Origin of the sequence: Kribbella sp. NPDC050470 (assembly GCF_044458365.1) — a bacterium.
Lineage (GTDB): Bacteria > Actinomycetota > Actinomycetes > Propionibacteriales > Kribbellaceae > Kribbella.
In genome coordinates, this window is sequence record NZ_JBITHV010000007.1 from 337,082 (window position 1) to 359,522 (window position 22,441).

A 22,441-nucleotide genomic window follows, 5' to 3' on the forward strand; every position below is an offset into this window, starting at 1 on the left:
GTCCCGGAGGACGGTGGGGAGCTAGACCGCAATCTTCACACGGCCGACCAGACGGAGGCAAATCGAAGTCTCATCCAGGCCCCCTCACTCTGGCACACGAGGCAGGCAACCGGCATGAGCCCGTACGAGGCGGTTGCAGCAAGCCGCGAGTGCGCGACGCAGGAGCGGGCGTAGCGGCTACGGCGTCCGGGGGCGGCGCCCAACCGACGCCGCCGAGCGAAGCGACGGCGCCACCCGACCGCCGCGCCCAACCGACGCCGCCGAGCGAAGCGACGGCGCCACCCGACCGCCGCGCCCAACCGACGCCGCCGAGCGAAGCGAGGGCGCTAGGGGGTGCGGGTGGCGGAGCCCCCGCCTGCGGCAAGCGAAGCGCAGCCGCACAACACGACGAAGGCGAGGCGGTCAGCGCAGAAACTGCGCGACACACCTCGCCTATCGCCTTCGTGGAGCTGAGGGGATTCGAACCCCTGGCCTCTTCGTTGCGAACGAAGCGCGCTACCAACTGCGCCACAGCCCCGAGCGGTGCGCCGGGTTTCCCTGGCGACCGCGAAACTCTAACACGCACATGGTCGCTGGTTAAAACCGAGGTTGTCGAGTGGGTTTCAGTCGCCGACGGCGCGCTTGACCTCGGGCTCGACGGGGGTCACCACCGGTTCGGCGGGCTTCTCGGCGGGGTCCGTCGTACGGGCGCTGGAGAAGACCTCGTCGTCGGTGAGGGAGATGGTGCGGACCGTGCGGTCGGGGGCCTTCTCCTTCATGACGTACGTCGGCAGCGTGACGGGCACCGGGTCCCACAGGCCCTCGGACGCGGCGGGCTTTTCGGCGGGCGCGGGCGATGAAGCGGGGAGCTTGACCTCGATGGTCAGCTCCTCGTCGGGCGACGGAGCGGGCTTGCCGGCGGGACCGCGGTCGTGTCGGGCCTGGGCGCGGGCCCGGCGCTCGGCGGCGATGCGGGCACGCTCGCGCGCCTGGCGCCGTAGCTGCACCCGGGTGAGTACGACGAACGCGACGATCAGCGCGCCCGGGATCGCGACCGTCCACCAGAGCAGGATCTCCAGGCCGGCCAGTGCGGTCACCGACAACAGCGAGAGGGTCAGGATCGACAGGACCCGCCGGCGGCGCATCGCGGCCACCCGGCGGGCACGGTTCGGGACGTAGCGGTGCCGAACCGGCGGCGGCAGGTCCTCCTCGACCGCACCCGAAGCCGAGCCGGCAGCAGCACCCGAGGCAGCCCCCGAAGCCGAGGCACCAGCCGGGCGTACGACGTACCGCGGCCGCGACGGGTCGCGCGAAAGCACCCGTGCGTCAGCGGCCGATGACACCGGCCGGCGCCGGGCCTCGTCTCCACGCTTCAGCATCATCGGGACGAGGTAGGCGGCCCACGCGGCGACGATCGCCACATAGATCAGCCCTGTCGTCCCCATGCGACGACGCTAAGACCCAGCGAGGGCCAGATGAGGCATGTCCGCCGGTGTGTCGCAAGAGAACTCGTGTGACTGGTGTGAACAGCACGCAGCGTAGTCAGGTCAGTCGCGATACGAGACCGGGCCCGACTTCCTCGACGTTGAGGGCGAAGATGCGGTGGTCGCGCCAGTCGCCGTCGATGTGCAGGAACCGCGGCCGCTCGCCCTCGTACCGGAAGCCGAGCTTCTCCACGACCCGCAGACTCGCCTTGTTCTCGGGGCGGATCGCCACCTCGATCCTATGCAGGCCGAGGGTGAACCAGCAGTGGTCCGCGGCCATCGCGACCGCGGTCGGCACGATGCCGCGGCCGGCGTACTGCTCGTCGACCCAGTAGCCGAGGTTCGCCCAACGCGCTGAGCCATAGGTGATTCCGGACACGGTGAGCTGCCCGACCAACGGCCACTTCGCCCGTCCACCAGCTCCTGCAGCACCGCCGTAGGTAATGACGAACGGCAGCATGCGCCCGTAGCGGGCCTGCCGGTTCCAGTCGCGTGCCATCGCGCGGAACGTGCGTGCGCCGTCCTCCGCGCCCGGCGGCTGGGTGGCGTCCCACGGACGCAGCCAGCTGACGTTGCGTTGGCGTGCGGCGGCCCACTCGGCGCCGTCGCCGGCACGCAACGGCCGGAGCCCGACCTGCCCGTGCCGAAGCTCGACGGGCCAGTGGACGATGGCCATCAGTCGGTGTCCGTCCTGACGTGGTCGCCACCGCGGACCTGGTCGACGGCGTGCCGCAGCAACGGCTCCAGCACGGCCAGCCCGTCCTTCACCCCGCCACGCGACCCGGGCAGGTTCACGATGATCGTCGTACCCGCGACACCGGCCAGGCCGCGCGACAGAGCAGCAGTCGGTACGCCGTTCACCACGCCATACGCGCGAATCGACTCGGCGATCCCAGGGATGACGCGGTCCAGGACAGCAGCCGTCTCCTCGGGCGTCGCGTCGGTCGGCGAGATCCCGGTCCCGCCGGTCGTGAGGATCACGTCGTACGACGCCGAGACACCTGCGCGCAGCGCATCACCTACTGGCGCACCGTCGGGCACCACTTCAGGACCGGAGACCTCGAAGCCCCACTCAGCCAGCCGGGAAGCGATCAGTGGACCTGTGGTGTCGGTGTAGACACCGGCGGCGGCGCGGTTGGACACGCTGACGACCAGAGCCCTCACGGCCGCTCCCAGTGCCCGGTCTTGCCGCCTTCTTTCAGCTCGACGCGTACGTCGGACAGCACCGCGGCCGGGTCGATCGCCTTCACCATGTCGATCACTGCGAGCCCGGCGACCGCCACTGCGGTCAGCGCCTCCATCTCGACACCGGTCCGGTCCGTCGTCTTCACCGCAGCGGTGATCAGTACGGCGTCGTCCGCCACCTCGAGGTCCACCTTCGCCCCGGTGATCGCGATCGGGTGGCAGAGCGGAACCAGGTCCGGCGTGCGCTTGGCGCCCATGATCCCGGCGATCCGGGCCACGCCGAGCGCGTCCCCCTTGGGCACACCCTCGCCGCGCAGCGCAGTCACCACCTCGGCCGAGACGTAAACCTTGCCGCTGGCAACGGCTCGGCGGCTGCCCGCCGACTTGGCCGAGACGTCCACCATCCGCGCGGCCCCGGTCTCGTCGACGTGGGTCAGTCCGGTGGCAGGCGTCGTACCGGTCTCGCGCCCGGGGTCCGTCATCCCGTCTCCTCGTCCAGCAGCATGAGCTCCACCTGGTCACCGGCCCGGACCGACGTCACGTCCTCGGGCACCACGATCAGCGCGTTCGAGCGGCTCAGCCCGCCGAGCAGGTGTGAGCCGTGCCCGCCGACTGTACTGGCCATCCAGCCCTCGTCGCCGGACGTGGCCGCAGCGCGGACGAACTGACGCTTCCCGCCCGGCGAGTTGAAGCTGTCCAGCGAGACCCCGTGCACCGGCTGTCGGCGGTACGGCATCTGCCCCATCAGCTTGCGCAGCGCTGGCCGGACGAACACCTCGAAGGACACGTACGCCGACACCGGGTTCCCGGGCAGCGTGAAGATCGGCACCTCCTCCTCACCGAGGACACCGAACCCCTGCGGCTTCCCCGGCTGCATCGCGACCTGCGGGAAGTCGACTGTGCCGGTCTTGGTGAGGACCTCCTTGACCACGTCGTACGCGCCCATGCTGACGCCACCGGTGGTGATCACCAGGTCGGCGCGGACGAGCTGGTCGGACAGGGTGTCCATGATGCGCTTCGGGTCGTCGCCGACGATCCCGACGCGGTACACCACCGCTCCGGCGTCCCGCGCCGCGGCGGCCAGCGTGTAGCTGTTCGAGTCGTAGATCTGCCCCTCGTGCAGCTTGCTGCCCGGCTCACGCAGCTCAGCTCCGGTCGACACGACCACTACCCGCGGCCGCGGCCGCGCCTTGACCCGGGCCCGGCCGACAGCGGCCAGTACGGCGACCTGCCGCGGACCGATCAGGGTGTCGGCGTCCAGCACCTTCTCCCCCGCCTGCACGTCCTCACCGGCTCGCCGCACCGACGCGCCCAGTGCGGGCTGCTGAGCAATGCGCACATTCGCCGTGCCACCGTCGGTCCACTCGACCGGTACGACGCTGTCGGCGCCACGTGGCATCGGTGCGCCGGTCATGATCCGCACGCACGTCCTGGGCGTCACCACGATCGGCTCGACCCGGCCGGCCGCGATCTCACCGACCACGGGCAGCGTGACCGGGTTGTCCTGGGTCGCCCCCGCCAGGTCGGCAGCCTGGACGGCGTACCCGTCCATCGCGGAGTTGTCGAACCCCGGCAGGCTCAGCCCCGAGACGACGTCCTCGCAGAGCACCAGCCCGACAGCCTCCATCAACGGCTGCTCGAACGCCGGCAGCGCCCGCACCCTCCCCAGCACCACTTCCAGGTGTTCATCCACACTCCGTCTCACGCCCCGACCCTAATCCAAGCGGGCCGCCGCGGCTCAGCCGGTGGATTCGGGGTGGTTCCCCCAGGTCATCCGGATGTCCGGAGCGCGCTCCTCGTTCGCGGAGCCGTCGGTACGGCGTACCTCAGTGAAGCCGTGCGCCTGGTAGAAGGCCTGCGCCCGGAGGTTGGACTGGAAGGTCCACAGCGCCAGACCGCCGGGCCGGAGGTCCTTGGCGAGGTCCACCAGCGCGGAGCCGATGCCGAGACCGTGCGCGTCCGGGTCGACGTACAGCTGGTCGAGGTCGTCACCGTCCAGGGTGAGGACTGCGACGATCCGGCCGTCGTCGAGCGCGACCCAGGTCTGGGCGTCGGGCAGCAGTACGTCGGCGAACCAGGTGGCCACCTGGTCGAGGCTGTGGATCGCGGCGGGCAGCTGCGCCGGGTCGGCGTGCCGCGAGCGCCACCACAGCCGGGCCGCCTCGTCGGTGTCGTACGGCTCCAGCGGCCGGATCAGCAGGTCGTCCACATGCTCCCCCAGGTACGAGCGTCAGCCGCCGAGCTCGGCGCCGTCCGGGATCTCCCGGCGCTCACCCTCTGCCGCGGCGATCTCGACGTCCCCGACCACCGTCACATCTTTGCCGAAGGCAACGTCACCGCGCACCTCGAGCCGGTCGGCCCGGACCAGCGACGGCGGCCCGGCCGGGAACCGGGCCTCGAAGTCGGCCAGGATCTTGAAGAACTCCGGGTCCAGGTCGACGTACGGCTCGTCACCCTCGTGGGTCGTGGTCAGGTCGCCGGCCTCGGTCAGCTCGTAGACGTCGGACCGCAGCACCAGCAGGTCGTTCGTGGTCTTCACCGGCTTGAAACGGCTCCGGTCCACCAGCACCGCCTGGGAGCCCTCGAAGGTCTCGATCGCGGTGCCCATCCCGGTCTCCAGCTGAATCACCTTCGGCGACGACGGGTCGGCCGGGTCGACGGTCTTGCGGTTCACGATGATCGGCAGCCCGAGGATCCCGTCGTGCCCGGCCATCAGCTCGGCCAGCCGGTCCAGGTCGATCCACAGGTTGTTGGTGTTGAACGTCTTGTGCCGGGTGATGTCCTGGAAGTGCTTGCCGTCCTCCTCGGCGACCTGTGCGCTGTCCCGCAGGATCAGCCGGCCGTCGGACTTGCGCACCGCGACGTGCCCGCCCTTGCGGTCGGACCGGGTCCGCCGGCAGACCTCCATCCCGAACGGCACGTCGTGCTCGGCCATCCAGGCGGCGATCCGGGCGTCCGGGGTGGCGCCAAGGTTGTCGGCGTTCGAGATGAACGCGTGCCGGAAACCGCGCTCTCGCAGCGCGTCCAGGGTGCCGGAGGCAACCAGCGCGGTGAACAGGTCGCCGTGACCGGGCGGGCACCAGGCCAGCTCCGGGTCCGGCGGCCATTCGGCCGGCGTCAGGTCGTCGGCGAGCAGCTTGGGCTCCATGTTCTGCAGGAAGTCGAGCGGGAGGCCGTCGAGCGCGAGGCCGTCGTACTCGCTCAGGATCTGCAGCGACTCCTCCTTGGTCCGGAAGGAGTTCATCAGCACGAGCGGCAGCGGTACGTCGTACTCCGCGCGGGTGCTGAGGATCTGGCGGGCGATGATGTCGAGGAAGCTCAGCCCGTCCTTGACCGGGAGCGCCGACTTCGGCCCGGTCACGCCCATCGACGTGCCGAGGCCACCGTTGAGCTTGATCACCACGGTCTCGGCCAGCGCGGCCCGCATCGCCGCCGGCTCGGCGTCGAGATGGTCCAGCTGCGGCAAGTCCCCCACCGGCTCGATGTCGTCCTCGCGGATCTTGCCCTGCTGACCCGACTCGAGCAGCCGGTAGTAGTGGGTGAAGACCCGGATCGCGACCTCGGCAGCGCCGGCCGCGCGCATCTTGTCCTGCGCTTGTCGTAGACCTGCCTCACTCATGTCCCAACCCTAGGGGACGCCGGGTAATCACCGTGTTATCCGCGTCACGTGCTTACGATCAGGGAGTGTTCCCGTCCAAGGCCGCTGCACGTCAGCACCTGCTGAGCGCCCGCAGGGCTCGTCCGCACACGGGCGACCTGCTGGAGACTGCTCAGGCGCAGCCTGTGGTGCAGGCGGCGCGGCGGATCGCTCTGTACGTGTCGATGGGCGCGGAGCCGCAGACCGGGGCGCTGATCGACTGGCTACTGGCTACTGGCCGTGAGGTGCTGCTGCCGATCCTGTACGCCGACAACGACCTCGGTTGGGGTGTCGCACCGGGCGCCGCCGACCTCGTACCCGGCCGGCTCGGCCTGCGGGAGCCACCTGCCGACCTTGGCCCGGACGCTATCGCCACAGCCGACCTGGTCATCTGCCCAGCGGTCGCGGTCGCCCGCGACGGTGTGCGTCTCGGCCGCGGCGGCGGGTCGTACGACCGCGCCCTGGCCCGCGTCAGCCCTGGTACTCCGATCTGGGCCGCGGTGTACGACCCAGAGGTAGTCGACGAGCTCCCGTCCGACACGCACGACCACCTGGTGCACGCAGCGCTGACGCCAAATCGGTTGATCGCGCTGAGAAGATCGGCGGATGACTGAGAACGCAGTACAAGCCGCCGCGGCAGCCGCACGGAGCCTGGGCCTGACTGTCGACGACCCGACCGTTCTGTACGACGCGTTCTCCGTGGTGGTCCACCTCAAGCCGTCACCGGTGGTCGCGCGGGTCCCTCTGGCCCTGCCAGAACCCCTGATGCAGCCGGAGGTCGCCGTACGGCGGATGCAGCGTGAGGTGGACGTGACCGCGTGGCTGGTGGCGCAGGGCAAGCCGTGCGTGACACCGAGCCCGCTGGTGCCGCTGGAGCCGGTGCAGCAGGACGGGTTCTCGATGACGTTCTGGCAGTTCGTTGAGCAGGACAAGTCCGTGGAGCTCGACTTCCTCGCCGGGACTGCGCGGGCTGCCGAGCTGCACGCCGTACTCGCGGACTACCCGCAGGAACTGCCGTGGATGACGCCGCTCCTCGCAGTGCCGTCGGCGCTCGCCGTGCTGGAGGCTGTGCCGGGTCTGCTCGAGCAGGAGGACCTGGACCGGGCACGAGCCGAGTGGGAGGTGCTGAAGCCGCTCCTGACCAGGCGGAGCGCCTTCGAGGAGGTCTTCCCGTCGGCGACGATCCAGACGATCCACGGCGACGCACCGTCGTACAACGTGATCCCCACCGCGGACGGCGTGCTGCGGTCCGACTTCGAGGACACCACGCTCGGTCCGATCGAGTGGGACATGGCCGGGTTCGGTCCGGACCTCGGGAAGGTCTACAACGAGGCTGCGGCTGCGCTGGGGCGCCCGCTGCTGGACGAGCGGGTCCAGCAGGTCATGGACACGTCACGGGTGCTGCAGGTCATCGCGTGCACGTCGATGGTGCCCTTGCTGCCCGCGCTGGCGGACGGGATCCGGATGTTCGTCGGGCAGTGGCGGGACACCCCGTTCGCTGGTGGACTGGGCTGATGCTGAGCCAGTACGTCGACAACGGCGACCTCCCGGGATTGGTATCGCTGGTGAGCCGGGCCGGTGAGACGCGCGTCGAGGTACTGGGCAACACCGCCTTCGACGGCCCGCCGATGCAGCGGGACAGCCTGTTCCGGGTCGCCTCGTTCACCAAGCCGATCGTCGCTGCGGCCGCGATGATCCTGGTCGACGAGCTTCGGCTGTCCATGGACGGACGGGTCGACACCCTGCTGCCCGAACTGGCCGCGACGCGGGTGCTGCGCAGTCCGGACGGGCCGGTCGACGACGTCGTCCCGCTGGAACGGCCGATCACGCTGCGGGACCTGTTGACCTTCCGGCAGGGGCTGGGTGAGACGGACCACCCGGGCATCCGGCAGCGGGAGGACGAGCTGGAGCTGCGGACGTTCGGGCCGCCGGTGCCGCGCACTCCGCTCGAGCCGGACGAGTGGATGCGACGGTTCGCGACGCTGCCGCTGCAGTACCAGCCTGGTCAGCGCTGGATGTACTCGACTGGCTCGCACTTGCTCGGCGTACTGATCGCACGAGCCACAGAGCAGCCGCTGGAGGAGTTCCTGCAGGAGCGGCTGTTCGAGCCGCTCGGGATGCGGGACACGGGTTTCACCGCCCCCGACCCCACGCGACTGACCACGGCGTACGTCGGCGACGACCTGCTCGACCCCGCGGCGGCGAGCCAGTGGCTGCAGCCGCCGTCGTTCCCCGACGCGAGTGGTGGGCTGATCTCGACGGCGGATGACTTCCACGCGTTCGCCCAGATGCTGCTGACCGGCGGCGACCGCATCCTGTCACCGGCGGCGGTCGCAGAGATGACGACGGACCACCTGACGGCCGGCCAGCGTACGGCGGCCGCCGACTTCCTCGGCCCGGACACCGGGTGGGGCTATGGGCTCTCGGTCAGCGCCGACCGCTACGGCTGGGCCGGCGGACTGGGCACGCTCTGGTCGACCACTCCGGCCGACCAGACGATCTCGATCCTGCTGACCCAGCGAGCGCTGTGGACCTGGCCGGAGGAGCTGTTCGCCGAGGCCAACTCCCCCGCCTGGTGACTGCTACGGCTCGGGCTTGGTGAAGGTGAGCGTGTGCTCGCGGACCGCCTCGACTGCGCCCTTGGTGTAGGCCCACGGCAGCGTCTCACCGCGCACCCACAGGTCCGTCTGGTCCGTGTAGTTCGACGAGAACGCGTGCCCGGACACACCGGTCAGGTTGATCCACCGGGACTTGTCGAAGTCGGACAGGTCCACGACCATCCGCATCGACGGCGTCGCGGTCACGCCGTACCCCTTCGAGGCGTCCCACGCGGTCGCGTTGACGATCGAGGAGCCGCCGCCCAGCTCGTACGGACCGCGGTTGAACAGCTTGTCCACCGCCCCGATGCCGGACTTGCCGAGCGTCTGGTTGGTCAGCGTGAGCTTGTGCAGCTGACCCCACTTCCAGTTGGCCGGGTCGCGCGCCATCTTCTGGGTGATCTCCTGCCGCGCGTCGATCATCGCCTCGCGCAGGATGTCGTCCCGGCTCTCGTGCTGCCCGGTCCGCAGGTCGTCCCACCAGCCGCTGTTCGGCTGCGACAGCAGCGTGCGGATCACCTCGAACCAGCGCGATCCGCCGTCCGGCCAGGTGCCCTCGGGCAGCTGGTCGTGGAAGGTCAGCGCGAGCAGGTTGCGCCAGACCACGTTGAAGTACGCCGCCGCCGCGGAGTCGGCCGGCTGGGTGAAGTCCCAGTTCCGCAGCGTGTCCTGGCCCTGGCGCTCGAACTCGTCGTCGATGCCGATCTGGAGCAGGTACGGCACCAGCATCTCGGCGGCCCGGTTCTTGGTGTCGAGCTGGATCGACGCCATCGCGTTCGCGTCCAGCTTCCCGGCGGTCTTGATCCGGTCCACGATCTGCTGCGACCGGTACCCGTAGTCCCAGTCGTTGGTCAGGTAGTAGGTGTACGTCCGCGGCACTACCGCCTGGTTCGCGGTCACGATGATCCCGTCCGCGGGATCGAACTCCGTGGGTAACGCCTCGAACGGGATGTACCCGGTCCAGTGGTACTTCGGGTCCCAGCCCGGCACCGGCCAGTCGCCGCGCCCAGTCTTGCGGATCGGGATCAGGCCGGGCGCCTGGTAGCCGATGTGTCCTTCGGTGTCGGCGTACACGAGGTTCTGCGACGGCACCTGGAACAGCTGCGCCGCGGATCGGAACTGGGTCCAGTTCTGCGCCCGGTTCATCGCGAACAGCGCGTCCGCGGTGCGACCTGGGTTCAGCGCGGTCCACTGGATCGCGACGCCGTACGGCGTGGCGTACTTGCCCTGTTTCGCGGCCAGGTCACCGGTCTCGCGCTGGTCGTCGCCGACGTCGGAGATGAGTGGACCGTGCCGGGTCTCGCGGACCGTGATCTTGACCGGTTCGTCCTGGCCGGCGACCTTGAACGTCTCCTCGCGGGTCGCCATCGCCCGCCACTTGTTGTTGTAGAGGACGTTGTCGCCGTCGATGCGCTCGAGGTAGAGGTCGGTGACGTCCGGGTCCAGGTTGGTGAATCCCCAGGAGATCGCGTTGTTGTGGCCGATCACCACCCCGGGCAACCCGGAGAAGCTGAAGCCGGAGACGTCGTACGGGCAGGCCTTGCCGACGTTGTTGCAGTGCAGGCCGACCTGGGTCCAGATGCCCGGCATGGTCGCGCCGAGGTGCGGGTCGTTGGCCAGCAGCGGCTTGCCGGTGGTGGTGTGGTCGCCGGAGACGACCCACGAGTTCGAGCCGATACCGTCACCGCGGCCGAGCAACTGCGGGAGGCCCTTGACGACCTTGTCGACCGAGTCCAGCGACTTCAGCAGGTCCTTGGTCAGCATCCCGCGCCGGGCCTCGGAGGCGATCGGCGCGGTGCTGAACTTGCCGTCCCGGACCGAGCCGGAGGCCATGATCGGCTCGTTCCGGTCGTACGGGTACGGCGGGTAGAGGCTCTCGATGTTGCGCGAGGGGAACGAGGCGAGCAGCTTCGTCCGGGTGATCTCCTCGTCCATGTTGCCGCCGAGGTCCCACGCCATCGCCTTCAGCCAGCCGAGCGAGTCGGCCGCGGTCCACGGCTCCGGGCGGTAGTTCTTCGGTCCGTTGGGCTGAACCGACAGGACGGCGTACTCGAGGCTGAGGCCGGAGCCGCTGTGGGTGTCCAGGTACGCGTTCACGCCGCGGGCGTAGTCGTCCAGGTACTGCCGGGTGGACGGGGTCAGCAGGCCGAGCTCCTTCTCCGCGACCCGGCGCCAGCCGAGCGTGCGGACGAACTTGTCGGTCTCCAGCGCGTCCTTCCCGAACAGCTCCGACAGCCGGCCGGAGGTGACGTGCCGGCGGAAGTCCATCTCGAAGAACCGGTCCTGCGCAGCCACGTAACCCTGCGCGGCGAACAGGTCACTCGGGGTGTCGGCGTAGATCTGTGGAATGCCGTTGGCGTCCCGGACCACCTCCACGTCGCCCTCGAGGCCGGTCAGCTCGATCGATCCGTCGTACGTGGGGAACGAGTGGCGGACGACGAAAACGACGGTACCGGCGATCACCAACAGGACGGTGGCGAGGGCGATTCCGCTCATGATGACGACTCGTAGCAGGCGACGCACGGACCAACCGTAGAGAATCCGGCCCCGCGCCCCAAATGGGGTGCCGCACAACTTTGCGTTGCTCTGCGTCCGGTGGACATCCACGCAGAGTTGAGGTAACACGCGCCCGACTTGGAATACTTCGGGGTCCTGGCGCATTATTAGCAGTCGAGTAGTAGGAGTGCCAACGGCCTGAAGGGAACGAACCGTGCCGACGTACCAGTACCAGTGCACCGACTGTGGTGAGGCGCTCGAGGTGCGGCAGAGCTTCACGGACGACGCGCTGACCGTCTGCCCCGCCTGCCAGGGCACCCTGCGCAAGGTCTTCAACGCCGTCGGCGTCGTCTTCAAGGGCTCCGGCTTCTACCGCACCGACAGCCGCAACTCCGGCAAGGGCACCGTCGCAGCCAAGTCCGACACCCCCTCGACGACCACCTCCTCCACCTCGGACTCCTCAAAGCCGTCCCCCAGCACCACCTCCTCCTCGACCACCAACACCAGCGCCGCCTGAGCTCAGCCGCCTGTGGATAACTGACAGGTGGGGTGCGGGGAAACTCGTACTTTCTCTGGCATGAGAAAGCCCTTCGCACTTCGTGAACTGTTGCGTGCTGTCAGGTGGCACCGCCGGCTCCTGGCCGGTGTGGCCGCCGCGGCAGCTGTGTACTTCGGCCTCGTCGCCCTCTCCCCACCACCCCCGCCGACCATCGCCGTGCTGGCGGCAGCGCGCGACCTGGTCGGCGGAGCTGTGCCCACCGGCGCCGACCTCCGCACGCTCGACCTCCCACCCGAGGCCGTGCCCGACGGCGTCCTCAAACCCGGCGCCGACCTGACCGCCCGCGTGCTCACCAGCCCGGTCAGATCCGGCGAACCACTCACCGACGCCCGCTTCCTGGCCCCGGCCGCCGTCCCCAAGGGCGAGCTCGCCTACCCGTTCCGCATCGACGACGCCGACATCAGCGCCCTGCTCCGCGTCGGCGACCACATCAATCTGTACGCCGCCACCAGCACCCCAACCGACTCCGCAAACCTCCTAGCCCGAGCCGTCCGCGTGGTCGCCCTCCCAACCCCGCGTACGACGACCACCGGCGCGCTGATCGTGGTCGCGACCACCCCCGAAACCGCGACCCGCCTGGCCCAAGCCACCACCAACTCCAAACTCACCGTCGCCCTCACCCCGGACACCAGCTGACGGTCACTTACCGGACACAACTGGACACGATCCGTGGTGTTGCGGTGCGCTCGCTCGCATGGGCAGGGCAGTGGCCCTACGTTGACCGGGAACATCACCCGCTCAGTGGAGGAATACCCACATGCTCAAGGGCTTCAAGGAATTCATCATGCGCGGCAACGTCGTCGACCTCGCGGTCGCGGTCGTCATCGGCGCCGCGTTCGGCCAGGTCGTGACCGCGATCGTGGACAACCTGATCAACCCGCTCATCGCGGCGATCTTCGGCAAGCCCGACATCAGCGGCGTGCTGACCTTCACGATCAACAACGCGAAGTTCTCGATCGGTGCGGTCCTGCAGGAGATACTCAACTTCCTGTTCGTCGCCGCCGCCATCTACTTCGTGATCGTGATGCCGCTGAACAAGCTCGCCCAGCGCCGCGCCCGCGGGATCGAGCCCGAGCCCGACCCGCTGACCACCGACCAGCAGCTCCTCACCGAGATCCGCGACCAGCTCGCCCGCCGGCCCTGACGGCGCCGGGAGCGGGTGGGGGCGCCCAAACCTCAGCCCCTGAGCTCGCCAACCGCCCATCACTCCCCACCCCCCACTTCCCAGCTCCCCACTTCCCAGCTCCCCACTCCCCAGCTCCCTGCTCCCACTCCCTGCTCCCACTCCCTGCTCCCTGCTCCCTGCTCCCTGCTCCCTGCAGGTCAACGTTTTCCACGGCCTCCTCGGGAGCGAGCCAGACCGCCCAGGAGACCCATTCCGTCAAACAGGCAATGCGATTCGAGCAGATCAGTACCGCGCACGATGCGGCCTAGCGGTGTCCTTCGTGGCACAATTTCGGTGAGCGCTTTCTGAAGGGCGGAGCCGGTGGCCAGACTGTCGTCAGGGGATCGCCCCACAGTGAAGGACGTCGCGGCGATCGCCGGCGTCTCGGCCACGACGGTCTCCCGGGTGCTCGCCGGCAACTACCCGGTCGCCGCCACCACCCGCGGCCGCGTGATGCGTGCGGTCCAGCAGCTCGACTACGTCGCGAACGCACAGGCCCGCGCCCTCGTCGGCGGCGGTCCGCGCACGGTCGCCTTCATCATCCGCGACCTGGTCGGCCCGTTGTTCGCCTACATCGGCCAAGGCGTCGAGCAGCAGACGACTGCCGAGGGACGACTCTGCCTGGTCTGCACCCACAACGGCGACCCCGACCGCGAGCTCGAGCTGATCGAGCTGATGCGCGAGCAGCAGGCCGAGGCCGTCGTACTGGTCGGTGGTGGTGTCCGTACGGCGTCCAACCTCGAGCGGATGACGCAGCTCGCGAACGCCCTGGACCGGACCGGCTCCCGGCTGGTGCTCTGCGGCCGCCCACCGATCGGCGCTGACGTGCCGTCGACAGTGGTCGAGTACGACAACGAGGGCGGCGCGTTCGCCGCCACGAGCTACCTGATCTCACTCGGTCATCGCCAGATCGCCATCATCGGCACCGGCGTACCCGAGCACACCACCACGAAGGCGCGCTTCGACGGCTACACGCGAGCACACAAGGCACGCGGTCTCGAGGTCGCGCCGGAGCTTGTCCTGCCCGGTGACTACGACCGCGAGTCCGGATACCAGCACACCAAGGCGCTGATCGACCAAGGCATTCCGTTCACCGCGGTCTTCGCGATCACCGACGTGGTCGCCAGCGGCGTCCTGCTCGCGCTGCGCGAGGCCGGTCGCCGCGTCCCCGAGGACGTCTCGGTGATCGGGTACGACGACATCCCGCTGGCGGCCGACCTGACACCAGGACTGAGCACGGTCCACCTCCCCCACGAGGAGCTCGGCCGGACCGCGATCCGCCTCGCACTGCACCGCGACCAGCACGCCCTCGACCAGCACGTCGTCCTCGGCACACATCTCGTCATCCGCGACTCGACCGGCCCGGCACCACACCAATAGCCGGGCCAGCCCCGGCAGCCGGCCCGGCACCACACCAATAGCCGGGCCAGCCCCGGCAGCCGGCCCGGCGCCACCACCCAGTAACCGGCCCGGCTCCACGCCGGGAGAACGTAGACTCGGCCCGCCGATTCAGGAGGGGACATCGATGCCACGCACCCCGCGGACAGCCGACGACAGCGCATCGTCGTCGCGCCGGAAGGCCGCTGCGACGCTCGGCGATGTCGCGACCCACGCCGGCGTCTCACCTGCGACCGTTTCCCGCGTCCTGGCAGGCAACTACCCGGTCTCCCGCTCGGCCCGTCAGCGCGTCCTCCGCTCGATCCGCGAGCTCAACTACGTCGCCAACACTCACGCGAGAGCGCTGGCCGGCGTCCAGACCAAGACGATCGCCTTCGTGCTGGCCGACGTACGCGGACCGTCGTTCGCCGAGGCCGCGCACGGCGTCGAGCAAGAGGCCGCGCGACTCGGCTGGCTGTGCCTGATCGGCACCACCCAGGGCGATCCCGACCGTGAGCTCGCGATCGTTCGGCTGATGCGAGAGCAGCGCGCCGGAGCGGTCGTACTGATCGGTGGAGTCGCGGACGCCGACGACTACGACGAGCAGATGACCGAGCTCGCGCATTCGCTGCGGGCTGCGGGATCCCTGCTCGTGCTCTGCGGCCGCCCGCCGCTCGCCAAAGGCGTTCCCGCGGCGGTGATCGGCTACGACAACGAGGAAGGCGCGTACGCGATCACCAGCCACGTGCTGGCACAAGGACACCGGCGCATCCTGTTCCTGGGCGGCGAGGAGCGGCACACCACGAGCATGGGCCGCCTCGACGGCTACCGCCGTGCCCTCAGCACATTCGGCGTGGAGTTCGATCCCGGCCTGGTCGAGCACGGCGTCTTCACCCGCGCCGCCGGCTACCAGCTCACCAAGAAGCAACTGACCGGGAGCCGCGACTTCACCGCGGTGTTCGCCGCGACCGACGTGATGGCCGCCGGCGTCTACGCCGCGGTCACCGAGGCCGGCCTGAGCGTCCCGGACGACATCTCGATCGTCGGGTACGACGATATCGAGCTGGCGCAGGATCTCCGTCCGAGGATGACGTCGGTCCACGTCCCGTACGAGGAACTCGGCCGGATCGCCGCCAAGGTCGCCGCCGACGAGGACCACCAGCGCGAGGACTGGCCGGGCCTCCAGGTCACCCTGAAGACCCACGTGGTCGTCCGCGACTCAGTCGCCAGAAGGGACTAACTCAGCCAGCGCCCGGCGCGCCGTCTCCCCGAGATCGTTGCCAAGAGCAAACGTAGTCACGTGCCGCGGCGAGCGCCCCGGCGGAGCGATCAGCACCAGCGGCACGTCGTGAGTCGCCAGGTACCCGAGTTGCGCCTGAGTGAAGTCGACCAGCACCCCCACGACACCCCGAGTCCCCCGCGCCGACACCTGATCGAGCCAATGCCGCGGCACCGGCCGATCAGGAATAACCGTCGTCACCACGACCGACAGACCGGTACGGCGTGCCTCCATGTCGAAAGAGTTCAGCACCGCACCGGCCGGTGCCGGACTGGCCACGACCACGTCGACCAAGGCGGCCGGCCGATGACCGGCCGCGCTCACATCTCCGGAGTACCCACGTTGCCGCAGTACGTCCCGGACCCGGGCCCGGGTGGCCGGCGCGACGTCCGGGTAGGCGCGGAGCACCTTCGACACCGTGGACACCGAGACGCCGGCCTCCCGGGCGACGACCGCCAGTTTCGATCGCGCGGTCATCGATCCGGTCCTACTGACCCTTGAGGTACGCGTCGGCCTGCTTGGCCATCTCGGCCTGCAGCTTGCTCAGCCCCGCCTTGTCCACGGCCTTCTTCAGCTGGTCCAGCCCCTTGTCGACGTCGACCGCGCCGATCCACAGCGGGTTGCCGTACTGCGTCATCGCCGCGGTGATCTGGCTGTCCTCGCGCTTCACCGGCGTCACGTCGGGGACGAACGAGGAGTACGGGTCGACGGTGAAGTTGTCGTAGTCCTGGGCCCAGTCGAACCACTCGTTCTCGGTGGGCGTGATGTCCTTGACCTTCTTCTCCAGCTGCTGCCGCCAGCAGAGCGCGTATCCCGGGAAGCTGTACCCGGACAGCTGCTCGATCCGGTCCGTGCCGACCGGCTTCCAGTCCTTGCCCTCGACGCCGTAGCTGAGCAGGTCGTGGTTCTCCTTGATCGACACCCAGTCCTCGAGCTGCATGGCCCGCTCGTTGTTGCGGCCCTTCGCGTTCAGCACCACGAAGTTGTCGGCCTGGAAGGTCTGGTTCGGCTTGGCGTTCTTGCCACCCCGCAGCGGTACGACGTTCGCCAGCTGCGCAGTCGGGACGGCCTTACGCAGCGGCGCGAGCGACTGCGACGACAGCCCGTCCGTCATCGCCCACCGGGTCGCGATGCGGCCGGACTCGAACTGGGTCTTGACCGCGTTGGAGTCGACGTTCAGCGCGTCCTTGTTGATGATGCCGTCCTGGTAGTACTTCCGAACGGTCCGGAGCGCGTCCATCACGCCCGGCGCCTCCCAGAACGGGATCGGGTTGGACGACCCGGTGGTCTTGCCGTCCTGGGCCAGGTAGAACGGGAACGAGCCACCGCTGAAGAACTGCACGCTGACGTGCGGGTTCTCCCAGTCGTGCCGGTTCAGCCAGCCGACGGGCGCGAACGCGATCAGCAGGTCGGGCATGTTGGACGTGATGCCGATCGGAGTCAGCTTCTCCTTCTGCTTCACGTCGTACCAGTACTTCTCCAGCTGGTCGAACGTGGTGATGTTGCCGAGACCGTGCTTGTCGGCCAGGTCCTGCCGGATGGTGAAGTGGTGCAACCGGGCGGCGGAGTTGACCTGCGGGATGCCGTACAGCTTGCCGGACCACTTGTTCTGCTCGATCAGCTGCGGGTCGAGGTTCTTGCTCAGGTTCGGGTACTTGCCGATCAGCTCGTCGACCGCGACCACCGACTTGCTGCCGACCAGCTGGACCATGTTCAGCCAGCGCGCCTGCAGCGCGGTGTCGAAGTTCTCGCCGGCGGTGAACTTCAGCAGCGCCTGCTGCTGGTAGTTCGACCAGGCGATGAACTGCGGGGCGATGGTGAAGCCGAGGTCGTTCTTCAGCTTCTTGTTCACCTCGGCCAGGATCGGATCCCAGCCCTTCGGCACATCACCGGGCAGCAGCAGCGACAAGGTGTCGCCGCCGGACGACGACGAGCCGGACGTGGACGAGTCGCCGCAGCCGCTGAGGCCGAGCACGGCACCGATCGACAGGCCGCCGGCCGCGGCCAGGAAACCGCGCCGGGAGAGTTGCGTGGCGGGCACAATGCCTCCTGAAAAAGGATGGAGTGGCTGGGGATCAGCCTTTGGTGGCACCCAACGTGATGCCTTTGACGAAGTAGCGCTGCGCGAACGGGTAGGCGAGCAGGATCGGGCCGATGGTGACGACCGTCAGCGCCAGCCGGAGCTGGTAGACCGGCGTGGACTGCCCCGACGAGGTGGGCAGCATCTGCGAGAACGACACGTTCGAGACGAGGTTCTGCAACAGCAGCGGAAGGGGGTACTTGTCCGTCTCGGAGATGAACAGCAGGGCCGTGAACCACTCGTTCCAGTAGTGCACGGCGTAGAACAGGCCGACCACCGCGAGGATCGGCTTGGACAGCGGCAGCCCGATCCGGAAGAAGATCTGCATCTCCCCGGCGCCGTCGATCCGGGCGGACTCCATGATCTCCTCGGGCAGCTGGCGGAACGCGCTGACCTGGATGAACACCAGGAAAGGGGCGATCAGCAACGGCAGGATGACCGCGAAGTACGTGTTCTGCAGCTTCAGGTACTGCGTCACCAGCAGGTAGAGCGGGACCAGTCCGCCGGTGAACAGCATCGGGATATAGGCGAAGACCGCCAGCGGGCGGCTCACGTACGGCAGCCGGCGGGCGATCACCCAGCTGAGTCCGGACGTGAAGGCGAGGGCGAGCGCCGTACCGACGACCGTGATGAAGACGCTCGCGGTGTAGGCGCTGAGCACCGTCGGGCCGGTGAAGATCAGCTCGTACGACGCCAGCGAGAACGGCTTGGGCAGCAGGCTGTAGCCGGTGGTGGCGAGCTTCTGCTCGTCGGTGAACGACCCGGACACGATCATCCAGAACGGCACCACGCAGACCACCATGAACAGTCCGACCCCGATCAGGCTGACGATGGTGAAGGGCTCGGGCCGGGTACGGCGTTTGCGCGTCGTGGCGCGACTGGTCACCTTGGCGACACTCGAAGTCATCGTGGTCACAGCAGGCTCGTCTCCTTCGAGTAGCGGCGCTGGACCAGCACCGCGGTCGTCACCAGGACGAAGCCGACGACCGACTGGAACAGGCCGACCGCGGCCGTGGTGCCGAAGTCGCCGATCTGGCGCAGCGACCGGAACACGTAGGTGTCGATCACATCGGTGGTCGGGAAGAGCGTGCCGTTGTCGCCGATGATCGCGTAGATGGTGCCGAAGTCGCCGTAGAAGATCCGGCCGACGCCGAGCACCAGCAGCACCGCGGCAGTCGGCTTCAGCAGCGGCAGGGTGATCCGCCACGCCATCTGAGCCCGGCTGGCGCCGTCGATCTGGCCGGCCTCGTAGACCTCCTCGGGGATCGAGGTGATCGCGGCCAGGAAGATGATGCTCATGTAGCCGCCGAGCTGCCAGACCTTCACCACGGTGAGGATCCACGGCCAGGGGCCGGGCTCGCTGTACCAGTCCAGCGTCGGCAGGCCGAGGCCGGTGAACGCGTCGTTGACCAGGCCGCCCGAACCCTGCGGGCCGGACAGCAGCACCTGCAGCATGATCGCGATGACGACCGGCGAGACGAAGTACGGGAAGAAGATCACCGACTGGGAGACCCGCTTGAAGTACCGGCCGCGGATCTCGTTCAGCATGATCGCGAGCGTCACGCCGGCCGCGAGTGTGGCGGCGAGGAACAGCGTGTTCAGCACCAGCGTGTTGACCAGGATCCGCTGGGCGTCACCGGAGCTGAAGAAGTAGCGGAAGTTGTCCAGGCCGTTCCACGGGCTGCCGAAGATGCCGCGGCTGATGTCGAACTCCTTGAAGGCGACCACCAGGCCCGCCATCGGCGCGTAGCTGAAGACCAGGAAGAACGCGACCGCCGGCAGTGCCAGGGTGCCCACCCACAGACTGCCCCGCAGGGTCACCCACCGCCGGCTGCGACTGGATCGGGTACTCATCGCGAGATCCCCTCGATTGGATAGAAAGCGCTTTCCAGTGCCGGAAACATAGCTCCGGCGCATAGGCCTGTCAAGAACGGAGTCGCCGGATGGCAAACGTTGTCTATGCGCACCTCAGGCCACCCGCTCGAGATCGGCCAGCGTGACCTCGTGCAGCAACGGCCGGCCGGCCACCAGACGGGCCAGCTCGTCCACCGCGCAGGTGCCCAGCCGGGCCAGCTCGTTGCCGTGCGACCCCGCGATGTGCGGGGTGACGAAGACGTTGGGCAGGTCGAACAGCGCCGACCCCGGCGGCAACGGTTCGGGATCGGTGACGTCGAGCACGGCGGAGATCCGCCCACTGCGCAGCTCGTCGACCAGCGCCTCGGTCTCGACCAGCTCGCCCCGAGCGGTGTTGATCAGTACGGCGCCGTCCGGCAGCAGCCCGAGTCCGGCCCGGTCGATCATCCGGTACGTCTCCGCGGTCGACGGCGCGTGCACGCTGACGATGTCGCTGGACGCCAGCAACTCCGGCAGGCTCACCCGCGGGATGTCGACGTCGTCGGCGTACGGGTCGTAGAGGCTGACCTCGAAGTCGAACGGCCGGAGCAGCTCGATCACCTGCCGGCCGATCCGCGACGCGCCGATGATGCCGACCCGGCGACCGTAGTTCCCGATGTCGGGATGGATGTAGGCGAGGGTGAACGATCGCCCGCTGCGGTAGTGCTCGCGGAGCGCGAAGACGCCCTTGCCGGCCAGCAGGATCGCGCCGAGCGCGTACTCCGCGACCGGGATCGCGTTCGCGGCGGCGGCCGACGAGACCAGGATGCCGCGCTCCCAGACACCCGTGGTGACGTGCGCCTTCACGCTGCCGGCGGCGTGCAGGACCGCCCGCAGCTTCGGCGCTCTGGCGAGGAACGCCTCGTCCAGCGGCGGGCAGCCCCAGCCGGTGATCAGCACCTCGAGGTCGTCCAGCCGGCCGGCCACCCGCGGGTCGTCGAAGTCGTCGACGACCAGGCCGGTGTCGATGTCGGCGAGCTCGCCGAGCCGCTGCCGGACGAGCGGCGGAAACAGCATCGGCCAGTGCTCCGCGGCGAGGGCGAACAGCGCCACCGGGCGATCGGTCACGGGCGGTTCTCCGATCAGAGTCAGGGATAGAAAGCGCTATCTACGCTAGGCCGCCAGGATCGGGAACGTCAACGTGGGAAATGCTCCATGAATGAAGGCGATGCGGGCATGCAGCCGCCGAGGAGGCTTGTCAGCCCCCTCGGGTCACCGTATGGTTAGGCGAACGTTTTCTATCCGGCGTACCGCATCCAGCGGTAGGCCAGCGGCTGTCCCGCGTTCCACTCGTCCATTTCGTGCTGGGAGACGTCCACGAAGCCCACCCCCAGATAGGTCCGGATCGCCGGCGCGTTGTCCGGCCGCACCCGCAAGAAAATGTCCGGGTGCCCGGCCGCGATCGCTGGTGTCAGCAGGGCGCGGACCAGCTCGGCCCCGATCCCCTGCCCTCGCCGTTCCGGATCCACGATGATCCGGGCCAGTTCGACCTCGTCCTCGTCGTCGTCGAGCCACACTTCGCCGTACCCGATCGGCTCGTCGCCGTCGAAGTACACGTACGCCTGGATGTCAGGCTCGAGCTTCCGCCAACTGGTGACGGCGTCGGCGGGAAACGGGTATTCCTCCCGGCCGCACAGCAACCCCACCTCGCGCGGTGTCCGGGCCCATCCGGCCACCTGGCCGTCGTACCCCTCGTGCACCCCCCGGAGCTGCCTCATTCGTGGTGCGGCGGGACCTCGCGCAGGATGCGCTCGTCGTCGTCGGCACCGAAGTCGTTGTCGCCCCACGACCGCGGGTCGTCGTCGCGGGTCTGGTCGGGCAGCAGCGGCTCGTCGTCTTCGTACGGGCTCGTCATGGCTCCAGATTACCGAGTCGACGCGGCTCTCCGGTATCCAATTCACCCGGTACGACGCCCGGCGGCAACTGTGGTTCGGCAGCGGCCTGCAGCAGCGGCGCAATCCCCGGTTCGCCTTGCCAGCGGTCGTTTCCGAGCACGCACCACGCGGTCAGCACGGACAGTGTCGGTGCCGCCAGGCCGGCCAGCCGCAACGGCTCCGCGTTCTGGAAACCGAAGGTGATCATCCAGTTCACCGGATCGGGGTAGAACTCCTGCACGGCGCTGTAGTAGAAGCTCAGCCAGCCACGCTGCGGCAGCATGCACAGGATCCGGTAGTTCGTCACCACGGTCGGGACTTCCTGCAGGTCGCGCCACAGCAGCTGCATGTCCCGTTTGGCCGCGGCCTTCCGGCTCGCGTTGATCGCCGCGTTGGCCGCCATCATCCCGAGCACGACACCCGGCTTGCCGATGAACAGTCCGCTGTTGTGCGTGTAGCGACCACTGCCGCCGTACAGCCGCGCGTAGTGCGCCGGGGTGTTGACGTAGGCGACCTCACCGGACTCGAGGACCAGGCCGTACATGGTCAGCGGCTGCGGACTGTTGCCGGCCAGCAGCCAGCGCGCCCAGTCGATCCCGAGCTTCCACTCGTCCCGCTCACGCTGCGCCGTCGCCTCGGCGTTCTTCTTCCGGCCCACGACAAGAGATCGTAATCGGGGTCGAAGGGCGTGTCTGGTGATCCAGCGCAGTAGGCGATGGATCGCCAGACACGCCCTACCAGCGCGTGCGCGTTACAGGTGTGCCTCGGTTGGCGCACGATCGGGCTGCGTGACCGGAACGACGCGCCGCCGTGATGGTTTAGGGGCGCGCGACGTG

Annotated in this window: 24 protein-coding genes and 1 tRNA gene; 8 read left to right on the top strand and 17 right to left on the bottom strand. The window is 68.9% G+C overall.

Annotation, left to right across the window (positions count from 1 at the left end):
* Nucleotides 1-444: 444 nt before the first annotated feature.
* The 8 genes from ACIBGM_RS22680 to ACIBGM_RS22715 form a co-directional block, all read right to left on the bottom strand.
* Nucleotides 445-517, bottom strand: a tRNA-Ala gene (locus tag ACIBGM_RS22680).
* Nucleotides 518-602: 85 nt separating this feature from the next.
* Nucleotides 603-1,424, bottom strand: a complete 822-nt coding sequence (locus tag ACIBGM_RS22685; protein WP_396386685.1) for a hypothetical protein — start codon at nucleotides 1,422-1,424, stop codon at nucleotides 603-605.
* Nucleotides 1,425-1,521: 97 nt separating this feature from the next.
* The gene (locus tag ACIBGM_RS22690; RefSeq protein ID WP_360525453.1) at nucleotides 1,522-2,139 is read right to left on the bottom strand and encodes a GNAT family protein; all 618 of its coding nucleotides are present in this window, start codon (nucleotides 2,137-2,139) and stop codon (nucleotides 1,522-1,524) included.
* The gene (locus tag ACIBGM_RS22695) at nucleotides 2,139-2,627 is read right to left on the bottom strand and encodes a MogA/MoaB family molybdenum cofactor biosynthesis protein (protein ID WP_360525456.1); all 489 of its coding nucleotides are present in this window, start codon (nucleotides 2,625-2,627) and stop codon (nucleotides 2,139-2,141) included. The genes ACIBGM_RS22690 and ACIBGM_RS22695 overlap by 1 nt, the downstream gene beginning before the upstream one ends.
* The gene (moaC, locus tag ACIBGM_RS22700; RefSeq protein WP_360525459.1) at nucleotides 2,624-3,130 is read right to left on the bottom strand and encodes a cyclic pyranopterin monophosphate synthase MoaC; all 507 of its coding nucleotides are present in this window, start codon (nucleotides 3,128-3,130) and stop codon (nucleotides 2,624-2,626) included. Before moaC ends, ACIBGM_RS22695 begins: the two co-directional genes overlap by 4 nt.
* Complete coding sequence (gene glp, locus ACIBGM_RS22705; protein WP_396386686.1) at nucleotides 3,127-4,353, bottom strand: gephyrin-like molybdotransferase Glp; 1,227 nt, start codon at nucleotides 4,351-4,353, stop codon at nucleotides 3,127-3,129. The genes moaC and glp overlap by 4 nt, the downstream gene beginning before the upstream one ends.
* A 33-nt stretch (nucleotides 4,354-4,386) precedes the next feature.
* Nucleotides 4,387-4,857: a GNAT family N-acetyltransferase gene (locus ACIBGM_RS22710; RefSeq protein WP_360525465.1), complete on the bottom strand. Its 471-nt coding sequence runs from the start codon at nucleotides 4,855-4,857 to the stop codon at nucleotides 4,387-4,389.
* Nucleotides 4,858-4,878: 21 nt separating this feature from the next.
* The gene (locus ACIBGM_RS22715) at nucleotides 4,879-6,267 is read right to left on the bottom strand and encodes a UTP--glucose-1-phosphate uridylyltransferase (protein ID WP_396386687.1); all 1,389 of its coding nucleotides are present in this window, start codon (nucleotides 6,265-6,267) and stop codon (nucleotides 4,879-4,881) included.
* 65 nt (nucleotides 6,268-6,332) lie between these two features.
* Here ACIBGM_RS22715 and ACIBGM_RS22720 point away from each other — a divergent pair, with 65 nt between their 5' ends.
* From ACIBGM_RS22720 to ACIBGM_RS22730, 3 genes are read left to right on the top strand one after another with little or no spacing between them, the layout of a single operon-like run.
* Nucleotides 6,333-6,899 (top strand): 5-formyltetrahydrofolate cyclo-ligase, encoded by a 567-nt coding sequence (locus tag ACIBGM_RS22720; protein WP_396386688.1) that lies wholly within the window; start codon nucleotides 6,333-6,335, stop codon nucleotides 6,897-6,899.
* A complete protein-coding gene (locus ACIBGM_RS22725) occupies nucleotides 6,892-7,800 on the top strand; it encodes a phosphotransferase (RefSeq protein ID WP_396386689.1) in 909 nt (302 codons plus the stop codon). The genes ACIBGM_RS22720 and ACIBGM_RS22725 overlap by 8 nt, the downstream gene beginning before the upstream one ends.
* Nucleotides 7,800-8,864: a serine hydrolase domain-containing protein gene (locus ACIBGM_RS22730; protein ID WP_396386690.1), complete on the top strand. Its 1,065-nt coding sequence runs from the start codon at nucleotides 7,800-7,802 to the stop codon at nucleotides 8,862-8,864. The genes ACIBGM_RS22725 and ACIBGM_RS22730 overlap by 1 nt, the downstream gene beginning before the upstream one ends.
* A gap of 3 nt (nucleotides 8,865-8,867) precedes the next feature.
* Here ACIBGM_RS22730 and ACIBGM_RS22735 read toward each other — a convergent pair whose 3' ends face one another.
* Entirely contained in the window at nucleotides 8,868-11,405 is a 2,538-nt protein-coding gene (locus tag ACIBGM_RS22735) for a penicillin acylase family protein (protein WP_396386691.1), read from the bottom strand.
* A 187-nt stretch (nucleotides 11,406-11,592) separates the two neighbouring features.
* Here ACIBGM_RS22735 and ACIBGM_RS22740 point away from each other — a divergent pair, with 187 nt between their 5' ends.
* The 5 genes from ACIBGM_RS22740 (at nucleotide 11,593) to ACIBGM_RS22760 (ending at nucleotide 15,719) form a co-directional block, all read left to right on the top strand.
* Entirely contained in the window at nucleotides 11,593-11,895 is a 303-nt protein-coding gene (locus ACIBGM_RS22740) for an FmdB family zinc ribbon protein (protein ID WP_396386692.1), read from the top strand.
* Between the two features lie 60 nt (nucleotides 11,896-11,955).
* Nucleotides 11,956-12,573 carry a hypothetical protein gene (locus ACIBGM_RS22745; RefSeq protein ID WP_360525486.1) on the top strand — a complete coding sequence of 206 codons (618 nt, stop codon included), beginning with the start codon at nucleotides 11,956-11,958 and terminating at the stop codon, nucleotides 12,571-12,573.
* Between the two features lie 121 nt (nucleotides 12,574-12,694).
* A complete protein-coding gene (mscL, locus tag ACIBGM_RS22750) occupies nucleotides 12,695-13,081 on the top strand; it encodes a large conductance mechanosensitive channel protein MscL (protein ID WP_396386693.1) in 387 nt (128 codons plus the stop codon).
* A 375-nt stretch (nucleotides 13,082-13,456) separates the two neighbouring features.
* On the top strand, nucleotides 13,457-14,482 hold the full coding sequence (locus ACIBGM_RS22755) for a LacI family DNA-binding transcriptional regulator (protein WP_360525492.1): 1,026 nt from the start codon (nucleotides 13,457-13,459) through the stop codon (nucleotides 14,480-14,482).
* Between the two features lie 145 nt (nucleotides 14,483-14,627).
* The gene (locus ACIBGM_RS22760; RefSeq protein WP_360525495.1) at nucleotides 14,628-15,719 is read left to right on the top strand and encodes a LacI family DNA-binding transcriptional regulator; all 1,092 of its coding nucleotides are present in this window, start codon (nucleotides 14,628-14,630) and stop codon (nucleotides 15,717-15,719) included.
* Here the strand turns inward: ACIBGM_RS22760 and ACIBGM_RS22765 are convergent.
* From ACIBGM_RS22765 to ACIBGM_RS22800, 8 genes are all read right to left on the bottom strand, one after another.
* Nucleotides 15,699-16,235 (bottom strand): LacI family DNA-binding transcriptional regulator, encoded by a 537-nt coding sequence (locus tag ACIBGM_RS22765; protein WP_360525498.1) that lies wholly within the window; start codon nucleotides 16,233-16,235, stop codon nucleotides 15,699-15,701. The genes ACIBGM_RS22760 and ACIBGM_RS22765 overlap by 21 nt on opposite strands.
* A gap of 10 nt (nucleotides 16,236-16,245) precedes the next feature.
* The gene (locus ACIBGM_RS22770) at nucleotides 16,246-17,799 is read right to left on the bottom strand and encodes an ABC transporter substrate-binding protein (protein WP_360525500.1); all 1,554 of its coding nucleotides are present in this window, start codon (nucleotides 17,797-17,799) and stop codon (nucleotides 16,246-16,248) included.
* A 34-nt stretch (nucleotides 17,800-17,833) separates the two neighbouring features.
* Entirely contained in the window at nucleotides 17,834-18,745 is a 912-nt protein-coding gene (locus ACIBGM_RS22775; protein ID WP_360525533.1) for a carbohydrate ABC transporter permease, read from the bottom strand.
* 5 nt (nucleotides 18,746-18,750) lie between these two features.
* Nucleotides 18,751-19,692, bottom strand: a complete 942-nt coding sequence (locus tag ACIBGM_RS22780; RefSeq protein WP_360525503.1) for an ABC transporter permease subunit — start codon at nucleotides 19,690-19,692, stop codon at nucleotides 18,751-18,753.
* A gap of 114 nt (nucleotides 19,693-19,806) precedes the next feature.
* Nucleotides 19,807-20,799 carry a hydroxyacid dehydrogenase gene (locus ACIBGM_RS22785; protein ID WP_360525506.1) on the bottom strand — a complete coding sequence of 331 codons (993 nt, stop codon included), beginning with the start codon at nucleotides 20,797-20,799 and terminating at the stop codon, nucleotides 19,807-19,809.
* Nucleotides 20,800-20,969: 170 nt separating this feature from the next.
* The gene (locus ACIBGM_RS22790) at nucleotides 20,970-21,449 is read right to left on the bottom strand and encodes a GNAT family N-acetyltransferase (RefSeq protein WP_360525509.1); all 480 of its coding nucleotides are present in this window, start codon (nucleotides 21,447-21,449) and stop codon (nucleotides 20,970-20,972) included.
* Nucleotides 21,446-21,586: a hypothetical protein gene (locus ACIBGM_RS22795; protein ID WP_360525512.1), complete on the bottom strand. Its 141-nt coding sequence runs from the start codon at nucleotides 21,584-21,586 to the stop codon at nucleotides 21,446-21,448. Before ACIBGM_RS22795 ends, ACIBGM_RS22790 begins: the two co-directional genes overlap by 4 nt.
* Nucleotides 21,583-22,263 carry a hypothetical protein gene (locus tag ACIBGM_RS22800; RefSeq protein WP_360525515.1) on the bottom strand — a complete coding sequence of 227 codons (681 nt, stop codon included), beginning with the start codon at nucleotides 22,261-22,263 and terminating at the stop codon, nucleotides 21,583-21,585. The genes ACIBGM_RS22795 and ACIBGM_RS22800 overlap by 4 nt, the downstream gene beginning before the upstream one ends.
* Nucleotides 22,264-22,441: the final 178 nt, after the last annotated feature.